The organism is Bradyrhizobium sp. GW821-FHT13H05, from assembly GCF_058804065.1.
On record NZ_JBXAPO010000011.1, the window covers coordinates 183,771 to 201,274 of the forward strand.

Annotated in this window: 17 protein-coding genes and 1 tRNA gene; 11 read left to right on the forward strand and 7 right to left on the reverse strand. The window is 64.0% G+C overall.

Annotated elements, in window-relative coordinates; all coding sequences use genetic code 11:
- Nucleotides 1-4: 4 nt before the first annotated feature.
- Entirely contained in the window at nt 5-1,360 is a 1,356-nt protein-coding gene (gene glmU / locus AC1RR3_RS28195; RefSeq protein ID WP_492826772.1) for a bifunctional UDP-N-acetylglucosamine diphosphorylase/glucosamine-1-phosphate N-acetyltransferase GlmU, read from the reverse strand.
- A 175-nt stretch (nt 1,361-1,535) separates the two neighbouring features.
- Between glmU and AC1RR3_RS28200 the strand changes: the two genes are divergently transcribed.
- On the forward strand, nt 1,536-2,894 hold the full coding sequence (locus tag AC1RR3_RS28200; protein WP_492826774.1) for a hypothetical protein: 1,359 nt from the start codon (nt 1,536-1,538) through the stop codon (nt 2,892-2,894).
- A 115-nt stretch (nt 2,895-3,009) separates the two neighbouring features.
- Nucleotides 3,010-3,390 carry a hypothetical protein gene (locus AC1RR3_RS28205; RefSeq protein ID WP_492826776.1) on the forward strand — a complete coding sequence of 127 codons (381 nt, stop codon included), beginning with the start codon at nt 3,010-3,012 and terminating at the stop codon, nt 3,388-3,390.
- On the opposite strand, the gene AC1RR3_RS28210 is transcribed toward AC1RR3_RS28205, so the two are convergent.
- Complete coding sequence (locus tag AC1RR3_RS28210) at nt 3,350-4,909, reverse strand: glycoside hydrolase family 17 protein (RefSeq protein ID WP_492826778.1); 1,560 nt, start codon at nt 4,907-4,909, stop codon at nt 3,350-3,352. The two genes, AC1RR3_RS28205 and AC1RR3_RS28210, sit on opposite strands and share 41 nt — an antisense overlap.
- A gap of 342 nt (nt 4,910-5,251) precedes the next feature.
- On the opposite strand from AC1RR3_RS28210, the gene AC1RR3_RS28215 reads away from it, so the two are divergent.
- From AC1RR3_RS28215 to AC1RR3_RS28230, 4 genes are all read left to right on the forward strand, one after another.
- Nucleotides 5,252-5,845 carry a beta-1-3, beta-1-6-glucan biosynthesis protein gene (locus AC1RR3_RS28215; RefSeq protein ID WP_492826779.1) on the forward strand — a complete coding sequence of 198 codons (594 nt, stop codon included), beginning with the start codon at nt 5,252-5,254 and terminating at the stop codon, nt 5,843-5,845.
- Nucleotides 5,846-6,062: 217 nt separating this feature from the next.
- The gene (locus tag AC1RR3_RS28220; RefSeq protein ID WP_492826780.1) at nt 6,063-8,732 is read left to right on the forward strand and encodes a glycosyltransferase; all 2,670 of its coding nucleotides are present in this window, start codon (nt 6,063-6,065) and stop codon (nt 8,730-8,732) included.
- Between the two features lie 325 nt (nt 8,733-9,057).
- Nucleotides 9,058-9,133: transfer RNA gene (locus tag AC1RR3_RS28225), tRNA-Lys, on the forward strand.
- 370 nt (nt 9,134-9,503) lie between these two features.
- The gene (locus AC1RR3_RS28230; RefSeq protein ID WP_492826781.1) at nt 9,504-10,469 is read left to right on the forward strand and encodes a succinate dehydrogenase/fumarate reductase transmembrane subunit; all 966 of its coding nucleotides are present in this window, start codon (nt 9,504-9,506) and stop codon (nt 10,467-10,469) included.
- A 448-nt stretch (nt 10,470-10,917) separates the two neighbouring features.
- On the opposite strand, the gene AC1RR3_RS28235 is transcribed toward AC1RR3_RS28230, so the two are convergent.
- Nucleotides 10,918-11,586 carry a hypothetical protein gene (locus AC1RR3_RS28235; RefSeq protein ID WP_492826783.1) on the reverse strand — a complete coding sequence of 223 codons (669 nt, stop codon included), beginning with the start codon at nt 11,584-11,586 and terminating at the stop codon, nt 10,918-10,920.
- 275 nt (nt 11,587-11,861) lie between these two features.
- Between AC1RR3_RS28235 and AC1RR3_RS28240 the strand changes: the two genes are divergently transcribed.
- The 4 genes from AC1RR3_RS28240 to AC1RR3_RS28255 all read left to right on the forward strand — a co-directional run bounded on the left by AC1RR3_RS28240 (nt 11,862) and on the right by AC1RR3_RS28255 (nt 13,880).
- Entirely contained in the window at nt 11,862-12,032 is a 171-nt protein-coding gene (locus tag AC1RR3_RS28240) for a hypothetical protein (RefSeq protein WP_492826785.1), read from the forward strand.
- Nucleotides 12,033-12,747: 715 nt separating this feature from the next.
- Nucleotides 12,748-12,990 carry a hypothetical protein gene (locus AC1RR3_RS28245; protein WP_492826787.1) on the forward strand — a complete coding sequence of 81 codons (243 nt, stop codon included), beginning with the start codon at nt 12,748-12,750 and terminating at the stop codon, nt 12,988-12,990.
- 165 nt (nt 12,991-13,155) lie between these two features.
- On the forward strand, nt 13,156-13,395 hold the full coding sequence (locus AC1RR3_RS28250; protein ID WP_492826788.1) for a hypothetical protein: 240 nt from the start codon (nt 13,156-13,158) through the stop codon (nt 13,393-13,395).
- A 200-nt stretch (nt 13,396-13,595) separates the two neighbouring features.
- On the forward strand, nt 13,596-13,880 hold the full coding sequence (locus tag AC1RR3_RS28255; protein ID WP_492826790.1) for a hypothetical protein: 285 nt from the start codon (nt 13,596-13,598) through the stop codon (nt 13,878-13,880).
- Between the two features lies 1 nt (nt 13,881).
- Here AC1RR3_RS28255 and AC1RR3_RS28260 read toward each other — a convergent pair whose 3' ends face one another.
- The 4 genes from AC1RR3_RS28260 to AC1RR3_RS28275 all read right to left on the reverse strand — a co-directional run bounded on the left by AC1RR3_RS28260 (nt 13,882) and on the right by AC1RR3_RS28275 (nt 16,919).
- Nucleotides 13,882-14,271, reverse strand: coding sequence for an NUDIX hydrolase (locus AC1RR3_RS28260; RefSeq protein WP_492826792.1), 390 nt, complete (start codon nt 14,269-14,271; stop codon nt 13,882-13,884).
- A 149-nt stretch (nt 14,272-14,420) separates the two neighbouring features.
- The gene (locus AC1RR3_RS28265) at nt 14,421-15,500 is read right to left on the reverse strand and encodes an AI-2E family transporter (protein ID WP_492826793.1); all 1,080 of its coding nucleotides are present in this window, start codon (nt 15,498-15,500) and stop codon (nt 14,421-14,423) included.
- A 178-nt stretch (nt 15,501-15,678) separates the two neighbouring features.
- Complete coding sequence (locus AC1RR3_RS28270) at nt 15,679-16,071, reverse strand: hypothetical protein (RefSeq protein ID WP_492826795.1); 393 nt, start codon at nt 16,069-16,071, stop codon at nt 15,679-15,681.
- 125 nt (nt 16,072-16,196) lie between these two features.
- The gene (locus tag AC1RR3_RS28275) at nt 16,197-16,919 is read right to left on the reverse strand and encodes an outer membrane protein (RefSeq protein ID WP_492826796.1); all 723 of its coding nucleotides are present in this window, start codon (nt 16,917-16,919) and stop codon (nt 16,197-16,199) included.
- 259 nt (nt 16,920-17,178) lie between these two features.
- Between AC1RR3_RS28275 and AC1RR3_RS28280 the strand changes: the two genes are divergently transcribed.
- On the forward strand, nt 17,179-17,406 hold the full coding sequence (locus AC1RR3_RS28280) for a hypothetical protein (protein ID WP_492826798.1): 228 nt from the start codon (nt 17,179-17,181) through the stop codon (nt 17,404-17,406).
- Nucleotides 17,407-17,504: the final 98 nt, after the last annotated feature.

Here is a 17,504-nt window from a genome sequence, read left to right on the forward strand (position 1 = left end):
CCGCTCACTTCTCAGTCTTCTTGCCGCCCGTCTTCATCTCGCGATAGCGCGCCGCGCCGCCTTCCCTGATGGTCTGCTGGTTGCGCTCCAGCGCCATGGCGTCATCAGGCACGTCACGCGTGATCACCGAGCCCGAGCCGATATAGGCGCCGTTGCCGATCTTCACCGGCGCGACCAGCGAGGAGTTGGTGCCGACGAAGGCGCCCTGCCCGATGATGGTCTTGTGCTTCTTGAAGCCGTCGTAGTTGCAGGTGATGGTGCCGGCGCCGATGTTGGAATTGGCGCCGACGGTGGCATCGCCAATGTAGGAGAGATGGTTGACCTTGACGCCGGCCTCCAGCGTCGCCGCCTTGGTCTCGACGAAATTGCCGATCCGCGCGCCGTCGCCGAGCGAGGTGCCGGGCCGCAGCCGCGCATAGGGACCGATCGAGACGTTCTTGCCGAGCCTGGTCTCGACGATGTGCGAGAAGGAATGGATCACCGTGCCGTCGGCGATCGAGACGCCGGGACCGATCACCACGAACGGCTCGATGGTGACGTCCTTGCCGAACAATGTGTCGGCGGACAGATAAACGGTCTCCGGCGCGATCAGCGTCACGCCGGCTTCCATCGCCGCTTTCCGCAAGCGCGCCTGCATCACGGCTTCTGCTTCCGCAAGCTGCGCCTTGGTGTTGATGCCGCGCACCTCGTCCTCGCTGGTCTCGATCACCACAGACTCCCATCCCTGCTCGCGGGCAATGCCGACCGCATCGGTCAGATAATATTCGCCCTTGGAATTGGCGTTGCCGATCTTGTCGAGGATCGCAAGCGCGCGGCGCCCGTCGATCGCCATCACGCCGGCATTGCACAGGCTGATCTTGCGCTCCTCAGTGCTGGCATCGGCCTGCTCGCGGATCGCGACCAGGCGGTCGCCCTCGACGATGAAGCGGCCATAGCCAGTTGGATCGGCGGCGCGAAAACCGAGCGCGGCGATCGCAGCGCCCTTGGCGAGCGGCGCGCGCAGCCGCGCTAAGGTCTCGGCCGAAATCAGCGGCGTGTCGCCGAACGCGATCAAGAGATCGTCCACACCGCGCGCGATCGCCTCACGCGCCGCCAGCACGGCATGCGCAGTGCCGAGCCGCTCTGCCTGCACGAAGGTCAGCGCGTCCGGACGGATGCGCTTCGCTTCATCGGCCACCGCCTGATGATCCGGGCCGATCACGACCGCGAGCGACGTGCCGGTTCCCTTCGGGGCAGCGGCAAGCACGTGGGCGAGCAGCGTCTGGTGAGCCACGGGATGCAACACCTTCGGCAGGCTCGATCGCATCCGCGTGCCTTCGCCGGCGGCGAGCACGATCGTGAGGCTGGAACGGGCGGTCATTGAAATCCTGTCAGATACGGCCGAATCAATTGGTGCGGCAGGCGGCAGGCCGCCCTCATGCTTGCCGCCTTGCTACCCCCGCAAACGCCCGGAATTCAAGTGCGACGCACTTTTACTGCTAATGTTCCTTGATTGATTCGGGGGAAGCCGGACAGGGGCTGGGCACTTAACGTTCATGGCAAAGGATTCCGACCCACTGGCGGATGCCTTCGGCGACAAGGAGACGGGCGGGCTGTTCTCCGGACTTTTGGCCGAGGAGAGCACGTTTGATCGCCGCATGATGTGGCGGCTTGGCACGTGGGGCCTCACGGCCGTCGGCGCCGTCGTGCTCGCGGTGATGGCCAACCAGGCCCAGCTCGGCTGGCACCGTGACCAGGTCGCCTCCGCCGATCTCGCGCGCCAGGCCGACCGGTTGCAGCTGCTGACCAGGGAAAGCCAGAACGAGGCACGCCGCCTCGCCGCCGCCGTCGAGACGCTGAACACCGATCGCGACCGGCTCTATTCGCGCGTCACCGTTCTCGAGCAAGGGCTCGATTCGGTCACCGGTGCCATCGCCAAGCAGATCGCAAAGCCGCAGGACACGCCACCACTTGAGGCGCCGCCCATTGCGACAGCGCCCAGTGTCGGGCCGGTTGCCTCGATGCCGACGCCATCCGGCGACAAGCCGCGCGCGGCCACCGCAAAGGAACAGGCGAAAGAGCCCACAAAAGACATCGCGAAGGACGCTCCAAAGGAGCCGCCGGGCCCGCCGCCGCAGAGCGCTTCTGCCGCCTCGCTGGTATCGCAGCCGCCGGCGACGACACCGGCACCGCCGATGCTTCCGCTGGTCGCGTCCAAGTCGATCATGGCGCCCCCCGATCCCGCCGCCTCGAAACTGGTTCAGCCCGAGACCAGCGAGAAGGCCGCCGAGAAGAAGCCGGAGCCGGCGCCCGCCCCGACCGAAGTCGCCGCAGCATCAGCCAAGCCGCCGGAGGCAGCCGAGAGCGAAGCCCCGTCAATCGCGGTCCAGCAGACACGCTTTGCGATCGACCTCGGCGGCGCCAACTCGATCGACGGCCTGCGCGCGCTCTGGCGCGGCGTGACCAAATCCAATCCGGAGATCGCCGCGCTGCGGCCGATCATCATGATCAAGGAAGGCGCCACCGGCCCCGGCATGCAGCTGCGTCTTGGCGCCGGTCCTCTCGTCAATGCCGCCGCAGCAGCAAAGCTCTGCGCTGGCCTCGCCGAGAATGAGCGCCATTGCGAGACCACGGTGTTCGACGGCCAGCGCCTGTCGCTGCGCGGCGGCTCGGAAAAGAGTCAGGACAGGGTTTTGGAGAAGAGCTCCGAGAAGAACCAGGACGCGGCGCCGCAGGCCGAGACCGCTCCGCCGCCCGCCCCCGCCGCCAAGCCCGACAAGCATCGCCGCAACTACTCCAAACGCTCATCGAAGCGCGAGGAGCCCGCACCCACCCCGGCGCCGCCGCCGGCAGCACCAGCAAAGCCGGAAACGGCGTCTGCGGGATCGACGCTGTCGTCGTTCTTCAGGCGATAGCCGATTCGGAGCGCCTCTCATCCATCAGCGCATCAGCTGAACGCCTTTCGGTGCGCTCACGGAATTATCCACCTCCCCTGTTGCCCCCTCCCGTCATCCCGACCATATTGCGGCCATGACAAAAAAACCCTTCCGCCTCACGCCCTACCAGGTGCAGTTCCTGATCGTCGTCGGCTTCGCATCCGTCGGCTATGCGACCTATCTGCGCTATCTCGGCATCGAACTCTCGACCGTCGGACTCGCCTGCGACGCCGGCCTGCAGACGCTGATCTGCAAGGCGCGTTCGGTCACGACCGTGCTGTTCAAGAATTCGGTGTTCGGCATCGTCGCTCTGGTAGTAGCGACGCTGAACCTGATGCGGCCGTCGATCGTGCTGCTGACCGTCGGCATCGCCGCCGCCGGCCTCGGCATCGTGCTCTACAATGTCGTGCTGTCGGGCCTTGCGATCGGCCTGCTCATTCTTGGCTTTGCTCGGCCCGCGCCCGCCACAGCGTGAGCGCGAACAGCAGATACATCGCGCAGGTCCACAGCGACTGCCAGTTCTCGCGGCCCTCGTTGAAGAACACATAGACCGCCGACATCGCAAGCACGCCCGCGAACACCGCCTCCGCGATCGGACGCTGGCCGATCTGCGGCCGGTTCAGCATCAGAAGAGCGAACGGCACCACCGCCATCGTCAGCGAGGCGTAGGGGAAGTCGTGGTAGCGCGGGTCGAACACGAAGGCGAGCGCGGTCTGCGCCGCGATCACCGCGGCCACCGCCAGCGTCAGGCCGAGCACGGCCGTGAGCTTCGACCATTTCCGTCCCTCGCGCGGACCGAGCAGATCGAGGAAGGTCGGCAGACTCCGGCCGATCACCATCGCCTGCGCGCACAAGATCGGCGACAGGATGCCGGCAAGCAGCAGCGCGCCCCAGTGCAGCCAGCCAGCCCAGCCATAGCTCTCATAGTACATCTTGTCGGCGCCGATCCCGAGCAGGCTCCCCGCCGTCGTTGCCGAGATGGCGACCCCGAGCCAGGCCGAGAAACGCGGCGTCCAGGGCCTGCGCCGCAGCGTGATCAGCGCCACCGCGAACACCAGCACGCACAAGCCCATGCCCGCGCCCATGTACCATTTCCAGTACGGGAAATTGCTGATCGGCTCGCCCGGCGGATATTTCAGGTTCCGCCGCACCGAGTCGTAGAGACCCCAATAGCCGCCGACCGTGCCTTCCAGCTTGCGCTTCCACGGCTGGTCGTAGGACTCGATCAAATTGACGCGGAATTTTTGCGCCTTCGCCAGGCTCAGGATTTCGGAGACGACGCGGGCCTGGTTGGTGCGCGACGGCAGCGCGCCCTCGCGCATGCGGCCTTCGCTCGGCCAGCCGGTTTCGCCGATCAGGATTTCCTTGCCCGGAAACGCCGCCGCCATGCGCTCGCGGATCGTCTCGACATGGGCGGCGGCGAACTTCGCCTTGACCGGGAAATCCTCCCAGTAAGGCAGGATATGGATCGTGACGAAGTCGACGGCGTCGTAGACCTCGCGGTTCTTCAGCCAGAACTCCCAGACATCGGCATAGGTCACGGGCACGCTGACCTGCGCCTTCACCGAACGGATGATGGAGACGAGGTCGGCGGTCGTCATCTCTCCGCGCAGCAGCACCTCGTTGCCGACGATGACCGCGGTGATGATGCCGGGGAAGTCCTTGCTGAGGCGGACGGCGAGCGCGGCCTGCTCAAAATTCTTGGCGCGGTTGCTGGAGAGCCAGATGCCCTGCAGCACCTTGAGCCCGCCGATCCTGGCGGCGATCGCCGGAACCTGGTCGAGCCCGTTCTCCATCGAATAGGTGCGGACGCAGTCGGTGATCTCCTTGAGCTGGCGCAAATCCTGCTCGATCTGGTCGGCTTCGATATGGGTCCATGCGTTCAGCGGCGACTGCTCACCGCGGAACGGCGCATAGGAGACGCATTGAACCTTGTCGGCGGGATCGATCGGGGCGCGCGCGAGCGTGATTGGCGTGGCCAGCCACCACCACACGGCAGCAATCGCACCCAGTGAAACAAGCAGAAGCGCCAATGGCGTACGAAGTGAAATCGGTTCCGTCCTCCGCGAGGTGCCGTCGATTACCTGCTCGCACGCCGTCTGCCAAGAGGGCACTCCGGGGTGGATCCCCCACTCCCCCAGGGAATTTACCTGAGCAATTTACCTGCGGCCGTTCGACAGCGGCCTAGGATCGTGACTTTGCTGGACAAAATTCGAAATACAGGTCATGGGATTTTGCGGGACTTTTCCGCCGCATTGGAGACCCATTTGGACGCCATCAGCTAGCGCGTCCGCGGGATCCTGACGCGGGCGGTCAGCGGAGAAATTGGGGAATTCATGCGGCAACGGGTGCGTCAGTTACGAAATGCGGTCTTGCGGCAGTTCGCCGCCACCTTGGCCGTTTCCTCCCTGGTCGTCATGGTCGGCATCAGCGGCGCCTCCGCGCAGAGCGGCACGCCCGCCCCCGACCAGGGCAAGGCCGCCGCCCAGCCCGCCGACGCCGCTGCCAAGGACGCCGCCCAGAACCAGCGCCGCACCGACGAGTTCGCCGAAGCTGCCCAGGTCATCAACGGCCCGGCCGGTAATCCTGAGTGCGTCTGGCTCGGCCGGCGCGTGGTGCGGCTGATGTGGCGGGATGACCTCGATACCGCCTTCCGCCATCTCGACCTCTACGACCGCTTCGGCTGCCCCGGCGGCCACATCCAGGCGGCGTTCCGCTGCCTGACCCGCTTCGGCGGCCAGATCGACCCCAAGGTCGCCGAGACCCTGGACAGCCGTGTGCACGCTTGCTGGATCAACCCGGCCTCCCAGCCGCAGCAGGCGGCAGCCAGCGCCTCCCAGCCGGCCGCGCCAACGACAGGCAATTCGGCCCCGCAGCCAGCCGCGAGCCCCTCGCCTGCGGCGAGCCCATCGCCCGCCCCCCCGAAATAGTCGCGATCGTTTCAGCTGTCGTTCAGGAACGATCGGCCATAGAGACAGTTGGCACTGCCGCGCGCTCTTCGAAAAAGGCCATGCCCTGATAAGGACATGAGGCCATGACAGTTGAGAAACTGCGCGGCAGAGGTATGCTCCCGTTGCCGCGGACTCGGTCGGATCTCGGGGTCGGATCCGCTTCCCTGCCACCTCAGCCCCTTTTGGTTTAGCCGCGATGCGCGTTGTCGCCGCCGTTCTGTTGCTTGTGACCGCGCTCCACGCGGGCATCTGGGGAGTCATGCGCGACAGGGAACCTGCGCCCGACTTCAAGGGCCTGTTGCCGAGCGTCTCCTACGCGCCGTTCGAAGGCTCGGCCCACCCCGACATCGACAACATCCCGACCGTGGAGAAAATCCGCGCCGACCTGAAGACGCTGTCGACCATGACGCGCGCGATCCGTCTCTACTCGTCGACGGGCGGCGTGGAACTGGTGCCACCGATCGCGGCCGAGTTCGGCCTCAAGGTCACCGTCGGCGCCTGGATCGACAAGGACAAGGATCGCAACGAGCGCGAGATCAAGGCCGCCATCGATCTCGCCCGCAAGAACAGCAACGTCAACGGCGTCGTGGTCGGCAACGAGGTGATCTATCGCGGCGAGCAGAAGGTCGAAGACCTCATCGAGATGATCAAGAAGGTGAAGGGCGCGGTTCGCGTGCCCGTCACGACCGGCGAGATCTGGAACATCTGGCGCGACAATCCGGATCTCGGCTCCAACGTCGATTTCATCGCCGCCCATGTGCTGCCCTATTGGGAAAACTTCCGCTCGGACCAGGCGGTCGACCAGGCCGTAGACCGCTACAATCTGCTGCGCAACCAGTTCCCCGGCAAGCGCATCGTGATCGCCGAGTTCGGCTGGCCGAGCCAGGGCTACAACTTGCGCAATGCCGACCCCGGTCCGTTCCAGCAGGCGCTGACCCTGCGCAATTTCGTCAGCCGCGCCGAAGCGATCGGCATGGAATACAACATCGTCGAAGCGATCGATCAGCCCTGGAAATTCTTCGAAGGCGGCGTCGGTCCGTACTGGGGCATCCTCAACGCCAGCCGCGAGCCGAAATTTGCATGGACCGGCCCGGTCGAGAATCCTGATTACTGGAAGCTGATGACGATCGCGCTCCTGGTCGGCGTCCTCTTGTCGCTGCCGATCCTGCGGCTGGAGCAGCCGACCGCGCGGCAGGCGTTCCTGCTGTCGGCGACCGCCAACGGCGTCGGCGCCTGGGCCGCCACCGTGTTCGCGTTCTGGAACGGGCACTATTTCATCTTCGGCTCGGCCTTCGCGCTGACGCTCGGCATGATCCTGCTTGTTCCGCTGGTCCTCATCGCGATGGCGCGCATCGACGAGATCGCGGCCGTCGCCCTCGGCCGGCCGCCGCAGCGGCTGCTGTCCAAGGACAAGCCGGTCGAGAACGTTCCGGAAAATTACTACCCAAAAGTCTCGATCCACATCCCCGCTTATTTCGAGCCGGTCGAGATGCTGAAGCAGACGCTCGATGCGCTGTCGCGGCTGAACTATCCGAACTACGAATGCGTGGTCATCATCAACAACACGCCGGATCCCGCCTTCTGGCAGCCGATCCAGGACCATTGCCGCGCGCTCGGTGAACGCTTCAAGTTCATCAACGCCGAGAAGGTGCAAGGCTTCAAGGCCGGCGCGCTGCGCATCGCCATGGACCGCACCGCCGTCGATGCCGAGATCATCGGCATCCTCGATGCCGACTATGTCGTCGATCCCGATTGGCTGAAGGACCTCGTGCCTGCTTTCGCCGACCCCAGCGTCGGCCTCGTGCAGGCGCCGCAGGAGCATCGCGACGGCGATCTGTCGATCATGCACTACATCATGAACGGCGAATATGCCGGCTTCTTCGACATCGGCATGGTCCAGCGCAACGAGGTCGGCGCCATCATCGTGCACGGCACGATGTGCCTGATCCGCCGCGCCGCGATGGACATGGCCGGCGGCTGGTCGAGCGACACGATCTGCGAGGATTCCGATCTCGGCCTTGCGATCCAGGAGCTTGGCTGGACCACCCACTACACCCGCCACCGCTACGGCCAGGGCCTGCTCCCCGACACCTATGAGGCCTTCAAGAAGCAGCGTCACCGCTGGGCCTATGGCGGCCTCCAGATCGTCAAGAAGCACTGGCGGCACTTCCTGCCCGGCAAGAGCCGTCTGACGCGCGACCAGAAGCGCGAATATGGCCTGGGCTGGCTGAACTGGCTGGGCGCCGAAAGCCTCGGCGTGGTCGTGGCGCTGCTCAACCTCGTCTGGGTGCCGATCGTCGCCTTCGCCGACATCGCCATCCCCGACAAGATTTTGACGCTGCCCATCATCGGCGCCTTCGTCGTCTCGCTCGCGCACTTCCTGTCGATGTACCGCGCGCGCGTCGCGATCAAACCCGGACAGATGCTGGGCGCCATGATCGCCGCGATGAGCGTGCAATGGACGGTGTCGCGCGCGGTGGCGCAGGGCCTCATCACCGAGCACATCGCATTTGCGCGCACCTCCAAGGGCGGCCTGTCGAGGATGTCGATCGAGTTCCAGGCGTTCTGGGAGGCCGTGATCGGCGCCCTGCTCCTGATCGGCGCCGGCGTGCTGGTTGCCTCCAACAGTTTCAAGCAGATCACCGAGATCTACATCTTCGCCGGCGTGCTGGTGCTGCAAAGCCTGCCGTTCCTGGCCGCGGTCGCCATCGCCATCCTCGAGCTCAGCCGCATCAACTCGTTCCAGTTCTGGCGCGACAGCGCAATCCGCACCGCCGAGCTGATCGGCCTGCGCCCGGTCGCGCTGCCGACCCCGGTCGGCACGGCGCAGCCGGTGCCGAGCGAGGTGCGGCGGGAGGCAAACTGACGACCGACGGCCCCCCGGCGCGGGCAAGACCTCCGCGCCGGCAGCCATTGGCGCTGTTCGGCGTGGATAGCCGGCCGCCAATCGAGTCGAACATCTCCCCTTAAGCTGCGGAGACCCCAAGCAAATCCCCACTCCTGCCAACAGTTTCGGCATCCACCCGCACTATTGACCTCCGAAGCCACTCCCCCTACACAGCGCGGGCCGAAAGCATGATCCGGAAACAGCCGGTTTTCCCCGCGACGCCAGTTGGGCGTGGCGGCAAGTCATGCTTCTCAAATGTCCGAAGACGATGGCGATCATTCTCGAAGCCATCCCGCGGCCATGGGAGCGCGTAGCTCAGCCGGTAGAGCACGTGACTTTTAATCACGGGGTCCTGGGTTCGAGCCCCAGCGCGCTCACCAAATAAATCAATAGCTTACGCCAACTCCAAGATCGCTGGAAAATCCCCTATCTCTGCAAACGCGTAAGCAGCTTTGAGGTCGCGACGCTTCTGTCATATCAACGTGGTGATGACCGGCGGCGCCGTCGCAGCGGTCAACTATCAAGGTCCAACGGGCGGTCTCATCACAACCGGTGAACAATGCGCCTATGCCGTCGACCCGTGCGTCAAACCTCGATAGGCGCACTTCTCGCTTGCACTCGCCCTCCGGTTGCGGCAAATAAGAACTTTCACCGCGGCCCGGTCGTGATTTCCTTAGTCCGAAGTTGCGCCATGCGAACTAGTCTTAATTAGCTGACCACGCGCCATTGCCCATTTGAGACGACGGGAATATGCCGACTTCTAAAGTTGATGCCGATCTAGAACATGAAATCCGAGCTAGTTCCTCCGCCACAGCAATAAGACACTCGCGTGCGACCGAGACTCTTCTCGTCGTACTTTGCACGACTGCGCTGTGGGCGCTGGTGACAACCCTCGCTTCCGTTTCTGGATTCACCTTGGGAACGATGGACGGGTGGATCAAGAAGCTAGAATTTTCAGACATCGAAGTTTACCTGCAATTTGCGACAATCGCTCTTGGATTGTGCCTCATTGCCTTGGTCTTCCATTTGCGACGCACTGCGGCAGATTCCTATGCACCCGAAGCAGTCAGTCTTCTAGGGTCTGCCGTGATCGCCGCTTGCGTCGCATTTCTCGTCGGGCACAGCGCTGATGATAATACGCGAACCGTAGGCATTAACGGCATTCTCGCTCAAGTAGAGCGTGTCATCGACGCCGAGCAGGCAATTCGGCCTTGCGCTCGGTATGTGGTTTCTCAAAAAGATCTGCTCCTTGCCCTCGTACGAAATACAGTCCCAGCGGATCTCCCAGTCTCTCAAGACCCCAAAAACCATGATCAAGAATTGTGTTTGGCGGGATATTTCGCAAAGACACAGCAGCAGCTCGAGGGACAAACTCTTAGAGCTGCACAATGGCTCTACGTTAGGGAAGAACTCGTTTCCGCCTTGAATGTCATCGAACTCGCTGCCCATTATTCAACTCGTTCGAAAGGAGAATATCTCAAACACAAAGATGCTCAGCATCTAAAACCCGTTCTCAGCGGTCAGGAAATGCTCGAGAGGTTTATAGATGGCATAGTCGGCCCGGACCTAAGAGCATTGATGCGAGAGTACCACTCTTACTATAACGAAACGCGAGAGCAAAAACTGACACGCGAAGAACTTTGGCGAATTTGCTCGACGATTGACTGCGATGAAAAGCCACCGATGCCAACGGCAATTGTAACTCCGCGGCATTGACGGATAGCTCCTCTGAATAGGACAAGAACTAGCTCTGCTACGGATCGTGCTCGATCTGCCGTACCGGCTCTGGCCCGATTGAGCACAGATCGTGAGGGCCCGCGACAACGTGTTGCTGACCACTGTCCATCATGATGACGATGTGCAAGCCGGTCGTCGCCTTGCGATCCGCCGGCCAGAGCGCCGCCAGCCCCTAGATGAAGCTGTTAGCGTGGTCCTTGACCACCTCGTTGGGGCTATCGAGCAAGTCAGCTTCGTGCTGCCAGCGCGCGCGGCGCCGATGCAATTACGTGACAGTGCTGAACTGCGCCCTGTAAGTGAGACACGGTAATTCCCGTGACAGGCATTTCGAGGATGACCTGTGGCGGGACGAGGAAAGAACCCGCCAGTGTGAACCCGCGGCCAAGTTGACGCGAACATAATCTCCAGCGGTTTGCCTGACCTATCCTCAGCTCTCCGGAGCCGCCGTCGCAGCCGTCGCACTCAGCGGCGCGCCCCCAACCGAAACAGGCCCGACAGCTTTCGACTGCCGAACCATCCGCTTGCGCATCACTGCGGACAGTCCATAGCGCGCATGTGCTCTTCGGATGGAGGACGTGACGTCCGACATCATTACGCTTTGCAGCGTGTCGACCTTCGCGATCAGCGTCGACAGCTGCGACGATATCTTCTTCACATCGAACCGCTCGTCCGTAATGCTCTGTCGCAGCGACAGCAGCACCATTGAATCCTGCTGCAGCAGCGCCGCATTTTGCTGCAATGCCTGGTTGTTCTCTTGCAGCGAAGCCGTGTGTTGCTGCTGGGCCGACTGAATATCCGTCAGGGCGGCGACCACCGGATCCGGTTTTGGCGCGGAAGCGTCCCGGCGCGGAAGCAATTCAGCCAGGCTGCCGGCATTCAGCGGCAAAAAATCAGACGGCAATGTGTAGATGGCCGCCGCGCCGTTGATCGCCAGGGCACACACCGACAGGGCCAGAACCGATGTCCGGCTGGACCGCTTGATCGGCACTTCGGCTTCCGGTGCGGCAGGTTCGGTTGCTGCAGCTGCGAGCGCGAGCGCTGCGGGGTCGAGCTGTTCGACGAGGCCTTCTGCCTGGGATGTCGTGGTCATCTGCATTGACCTCAAGTGAGCGAGCAAGAGGAAGCCGTCGCCGGAACGTCCTCGCGACGCCCTCCTCTACGCAGCACCCACTTACACAACTGTCTAAAATTGTGGGCTTTTCTGCTTAATTCCACGTTAGCGACGTCGCCGCCCGGCAGGCCCGGCCACCCCGGCCGAATACGGGGTCCATGCGATGGAACCAGTCTTGTGGCTCCCGCTTCGAAGCGCGACAAAGCCGGGAGACAACTCCCTCAAAAGGTGTAAGATTCAGCAAAACAGGAGGGAACGGCATGTTTGAAATCAGCGGTTTCGACACGGCAGGCGTCGTCAGCCTGAAGCGGGCATCACTCGCGGCCGCCCTCAAGAAGGCCAGAGAGCTCGTCGAGGACGGCTGCTGGGACGTCCAGATCACCGATCCCACTGGCCGGGTCTACACCTCGTTTGAAGAGCAGGCCGCCTAGCCGCCTCGCCTTCGCCATTCGGATCGCGCCTCGCAACGCCTGAACGTGGTCCCAATGAAAAACCCCAGCGCCTGGTAGGGAGCGCTGGGGCGTTTTCAAAATATCAATCGGTAAAGCAATGCGGTCTTCATAGCAGCGACCGCGGAGATCGCGTGTGAACTGGTTCACACGGCTTCGCCGATTTTTCCATGATCTGCGACCGACCGCCGCTCCGCCGCAGACCGCGCCTCCGAGGGGCGCCGTCGCTGGTCGAGACCGCAACCGATCCGCGGCGGCTATCCCCCTCGCCCGACATTGGATGAGGCGTTGTTGAGCCACCGCTGCGTTGCTTCATCGCTCCAGCCGGGGACCGCGAAGTGCGCCCGAGGGTCTACGTCGACGCCGGAGCGATCGACCGCGGGATCGTGCGGATGATGTGCGTGCGTGCGATGCGCCGGCGCTGCACTCGCAGCCGTGCACAGCACAAGCAACAGCCCCAAGGTCAGAACAACGCGCATGGTACCAGCTCCAATCGAACACCGCTCCGGCCGATGTGATGCGCCGGCCGCCCTGCCGCAATCTGACGCGGCATCACAGCTCAGCGATGGAGACGTGACGGAACGCTCTTGCGGTGGCACGCGCCGACGCTCAACTCCCGCGCGCATGCCGTTGCCAATCCATTCATTTGGGAGCACGCTCTCTCCAGGCGCTCAAGACGCCGCACCGGGAGAGACGCATGAAGGAACATGGCCTGGACGGCCGCCACCGCGACAAGGATGGCGGAATCAGCAAGAAGCACGGCAACACGCTGGTCGGGACGTTGCGCAAGATCTACGGAAAGGGCTTTGCGGCCGGCTATCCGGATACGACTGAGCTCAGTGAGGTCCTGGCCCAGCTGAACGAGACGTCGCTGAGCCAGTTGCGCCGCGACCACGACACCGGGCATCTGGGGCACAAGATCGACCACGCCTCGAAGTGACGGGATTCATTTGACCGGTCCACACGTCGATGCCAGCTCCGCTGGCAGACGACGTGGCTTGGACGGGCGCCGGGGCGGTCGCCCTCGCCGCACGTACTCATCGCACTTGGTGTTTGAGCCTTTGGAAACCGGGCGCTAGGATGAGCCCTTTTACGGAGGCTCATTTTGAAACCAGTCATTTTCATCGCCGCCATCGCACTCCTTGCCTCGGCTCCCGCCCACTCGCAGCCACTCGTCGATCCGGGCAAGGTTGCGCCCGAATACCGCGAAGCGGCCGAGAAGCGGCGGGCGGAGCAGATCCGCCAGCGCGAATGCGCGCTGAAAGCGGATCTCGAGAAGGTGCTGCCGAGGGATCGCACCGCCTATCTCAACCATTGCCTGGAAATGATGGCAGCCAGGCAATAGCGGCGACATCAACGCTGGCGTCGCAGCCTGCCGCCCATCGCAGCGGGGCCGATGATGCTTGTCGCCCGCTCTCCGAACATGCTCAGCCCATCGCATCCGGTGCAGCAAGCCTGCCGTTCAATCCACTGGAGCGTTCAGGCTTTCTTCAGACATTTGGGATCAGCTGACGATCCATTTCCATCAGTCATTGTTGTCCGCGCATGAGTTTCGTCCAGATTCAGTGCACGCGGTGCAAGGGCGTGTTCCGCGATCGCGCCGGGCGATTGCAGGACGGCTATTCCAGGCAATGTCCGAGCTGCGAGGTCGTGCTGTTCTTCGCCGAGGACTCGCAGCACCCCTTCATCAAGCGCGCGATGCGCAACGCGCGCAAAGCCCGCAAGGAGCAGCACGAGGCCGAAGCGGCAAGGATCCTCACGCCACAGCCGCGTGCGACCCGGTCGAGGTCGTACGCCGGGCGCGGCCGGTCCGTGGGACGAGAGGACTAACTTACCGCCGCCGCTTCCGCGGAAACAGCCGGTCGCGGATATAGCGCGAGGTCGGCGTCAGGCGGATACCGCGCGGCTTCTGCCAGGCGGCGCGGTCGATCTCCTTCTTGTCGCCGATCGCCAGCCTGCCCTTGGCGCCCTTGGCGATGAAGATCGCGTCACTCATCTTGCGGCCAGAGCGCTTGTTTCTGGCCTTCACTTCCTTCCAGAGGCTGATCCTGCCGAGCTTCAGCTTGGGCAGTTCCTCCTTGATCTCCCGCCGCAGGCAATCCTTCTCGGACTCGCGCGCACGCTTGCGGCCGCCCGGGAACATCCACAGGCCGTCCGATCGACGTCTGACCAACAATACCTTGCCGCGCTTGGCGGCAACCAGCTTGGAAGACTTCGCCATCGCTGCCGTAATCGAAAAACAGAATCGCGCCAATGGTAACTTGTCTAGTCGAATAGACAAGTTCGGCACACGAACTGATCACAGGACGCTGCCGCCAGGACGCCGTGCGATCCGGTGGCAGATCGCGCCGTTCGGGCATCGAGGCGAGCTCAGCCTGCCCCCGCCCCCGCCCGGTCCTCCGTCCTGATCCAGGCCATCATCATCTCCCAGGCCACCGACAGGATGATCGGCCCGATGAACAGGCCGACGATGCCGTGGGCGAGCGTGCCGCCGATCACGCCGACAAAGATCACGATGGTCGGCGTGGTCAGGCCACGCCCCATCACCAGCGGCTTCAGCATGGTGTCGAGGAAGCCGACGAGGACGAGAAACACGGTGAGCAGCAGCGCCGTGGTGACGTCCTTGGCGGTCCAGATCCAGACGATGACAGGCAGCAGCACGAGGAAGGCACCGATCTGCACGATCGAGAGCAGCAGCACGATGAAGGCGAGCAGGCCGGCGCTCGGCACAGCCGCCAGCTTGAAGCCGATGCCGGCGAGCAGCGCCTGCACGATCGCGACGCCGATCACGCCCTGCGCCACCGCGCGAATGGTCGCACCAGCGAGCCCCAGGAAATGCTCGCTCTGCTCGGGCACGATGCGAAACAGGAAGCCGCGGCCGGCGGCGACCAGCCGCGGCCCGTGCGGAAGCAGGAAGCCGGCGACGAACACCGAGACCAGAAACTGGAGCGTGCCGAGGCTGGCATCGCCTGCAAGCGACAGCAGTGGACCTGCCAGCGGCTGGAGATAGGGCGCAACCTCGCGCAGCACCGCGCGAATGTTGCTGTAGGCCTGATCCCAGAGATCGTAGAGCGTTGGGCCGATAACCGGCCAGGACTTAATCTGCTCCGGCGCCGACTGGAGCGCGAGATCGCCGGTGCCGAGCTGGTGCGCCAGCTCCCGCGCGCCGTCCACCGCGCTCAGGCCGAGCCAGGTCGCCGGACCGAGGACAATGCCGAGCGTGATCAGGGTGAGGATAACTGCCGCGGTCTTGGGCCGGCCGCCGAGCATCTTGGCGACCCAGCTGAAGGCCGGGTAGAACGCGACCGCAAGCACGCCGCTCCAGGCCAGGATCGGCACGAACGGGCGGATGATCAGGAGGGTCCAGATGATCAGCAGGGCCAGCAGGCCGAGCCGGATTACGAGCTGGATGATGTCCTCTCCCGTGAGGAGCTGACGGAGGCTTTTCACGGGCACGACCTTCCTTGCGGCATCGAGGCGGGTTCCGGCGCTGGCGCGGCCTTGGGTTATTGCCAGCCACGCATCTCGCGTCAAGACGACCAATCCGCCCCGTCGTCCCCCTGGTGCGCGGCGGCTGAAATGATCCGAGAATGCTGCCCTGACCGTCGCAGTGGAATGCCTGCGCCCCTTACCGGCTCTCGGCTGCAATGATCGCCGCACCGGTCACGATAGCAGCGCCAACGACCACCGCCGCCGCCAGGCTACCGACCGACGGGCCTCGTCCAACGAAGCCGGGCCTCGGACCTGTCGCAATCCCGCCGCCGGGACCGCCAAAATGCGGGCCAATGGCAGCTGCGCTGCCGAAATGGCCACTGCCGAGCCCACCACCTCCGTTCGTCGCTGGAGCGCCGCCGAAGTGCCCCCCGCCAATTCCGCCCGAGGAGCCAACGCTGCCCGTTGGTGCGGCGCTTGCGGCGAAAGGGCCGTTCGTAAAGGAGTGCAGCGGCTGAGCTTGAGCCGATGGTTCAATTGATACCGCAAACGTCGCCGTAGCGACGAGCAGCAGGATGAACTTCTTCATGGCAGTTCTCTCTCGTTGTGGTCATTCGCGGCTACTCCGCGCACGAGAGACGCTACGTCGAGCACGACGTCTGCGATGTGTCTCGCATCACACAGGACTGCCACGACGCGAGAGCAAGCCCCCCGCTAGAAGTGGTAGTTCACGCCGACCGTTCCGGTCTGGATGTTCAGCTTCACATTGGCCGGTGTCGCCGCCAGATTGCCTGTCGTCACCGGCTGCTCGGTGATCGCGCCGAAGCCCATGTAGTTGTACTCGGCCCTCACCGACCAGTTCGGCATGAACATCCATTCCACGCCGCCGCCGGCGAGCCAGCCGGTGCGGTTGAAGCTGCCCGAGGCGGAGCCGGCGAGCGGGCCGGCAAGTCCGTTATTGGCGCTGTACCTGTCGCGCGTGAAGGCCGCGCCGCCCTTGGCGTAGAGCAGCACGCGGTCGAAGGCGACGCCGAAACGGCCGGCAACCGTCGCGATATAGTCGTTCTTGAGCGACAGGTTGAAGCCGGCGCCGCCCCCGAACGGACCGCCGGTGTTCAACGTGACGCTGGACCAGGCGCCGGTGCCCTCGAGGCCCACCACGACATTGCTGATCTGGTAGTTGCCGCCGATCTGGCCGCCGACGATGCCGCCGCCGGCCGTGACCGAACTCCAGGTGGCAGCCGGATCGGTCGGGTCGATGCCGGTCCATTTGCTCCAGGCGCCGCCGCCATGCGCGCCGATGTAGAAGCCGGTCCAGCTGAACAACGCAGCCGCCACCGGCGCCTTCACGACAGGCGCGGGTGCGATGATATCCGCGGCAAATGCCGGCGTCGCCAGCGACAGCAGCGCAGCTGCCAAAACCAGTTTCTTCCCCATGACCTCACCCCCAACTTGCCCGCCTTCCGACTGAGGCGACGAGGTGAAATCTAGCTGCCGGATCAGGAGCGCGCTTGGACCCGTCGGCGGAGCGATTTGGACTGACCGGCGCTCGCCGGAGCTGGGAAAATCCTGCAATGCCCGCGCCCGGAGGCCCGGTTTGGCTAACGGCGATTAACCGGATTTCCCTTGGCCGGTTTACGCCGATGCAAATGCCCGCGCCTACCGTGGATCGAGGTCCCAACAAACATTCCGTGCAATGGCCAACAGCATCTGGACGATCGAGGAATTCACCTGCAGCGGTTGCAGCATGAACTACACCGCGACAAGGGAAGAGCACAGCGAGACGCATGCCGGCAGCTTCAAGTGCAGCATCTGCAGCGGGGTGGTTCACAGCTGGTCCGGCAAGCACCACTTTTTCGGCTGGCGTGCGGTGAAGACCAAGCCACCGGTGTTCGGACGCCGCTGGGCTGGTGTGGAGTGGTAGGCTGAGGCCGGTCCCGGTGCTGTAGATGGGGTAACGGGCCCCCCGGCCTTCCATCCAAGCCGCGCTCGCTACGGCGCAATTTGATGGCGCGCGTCGCG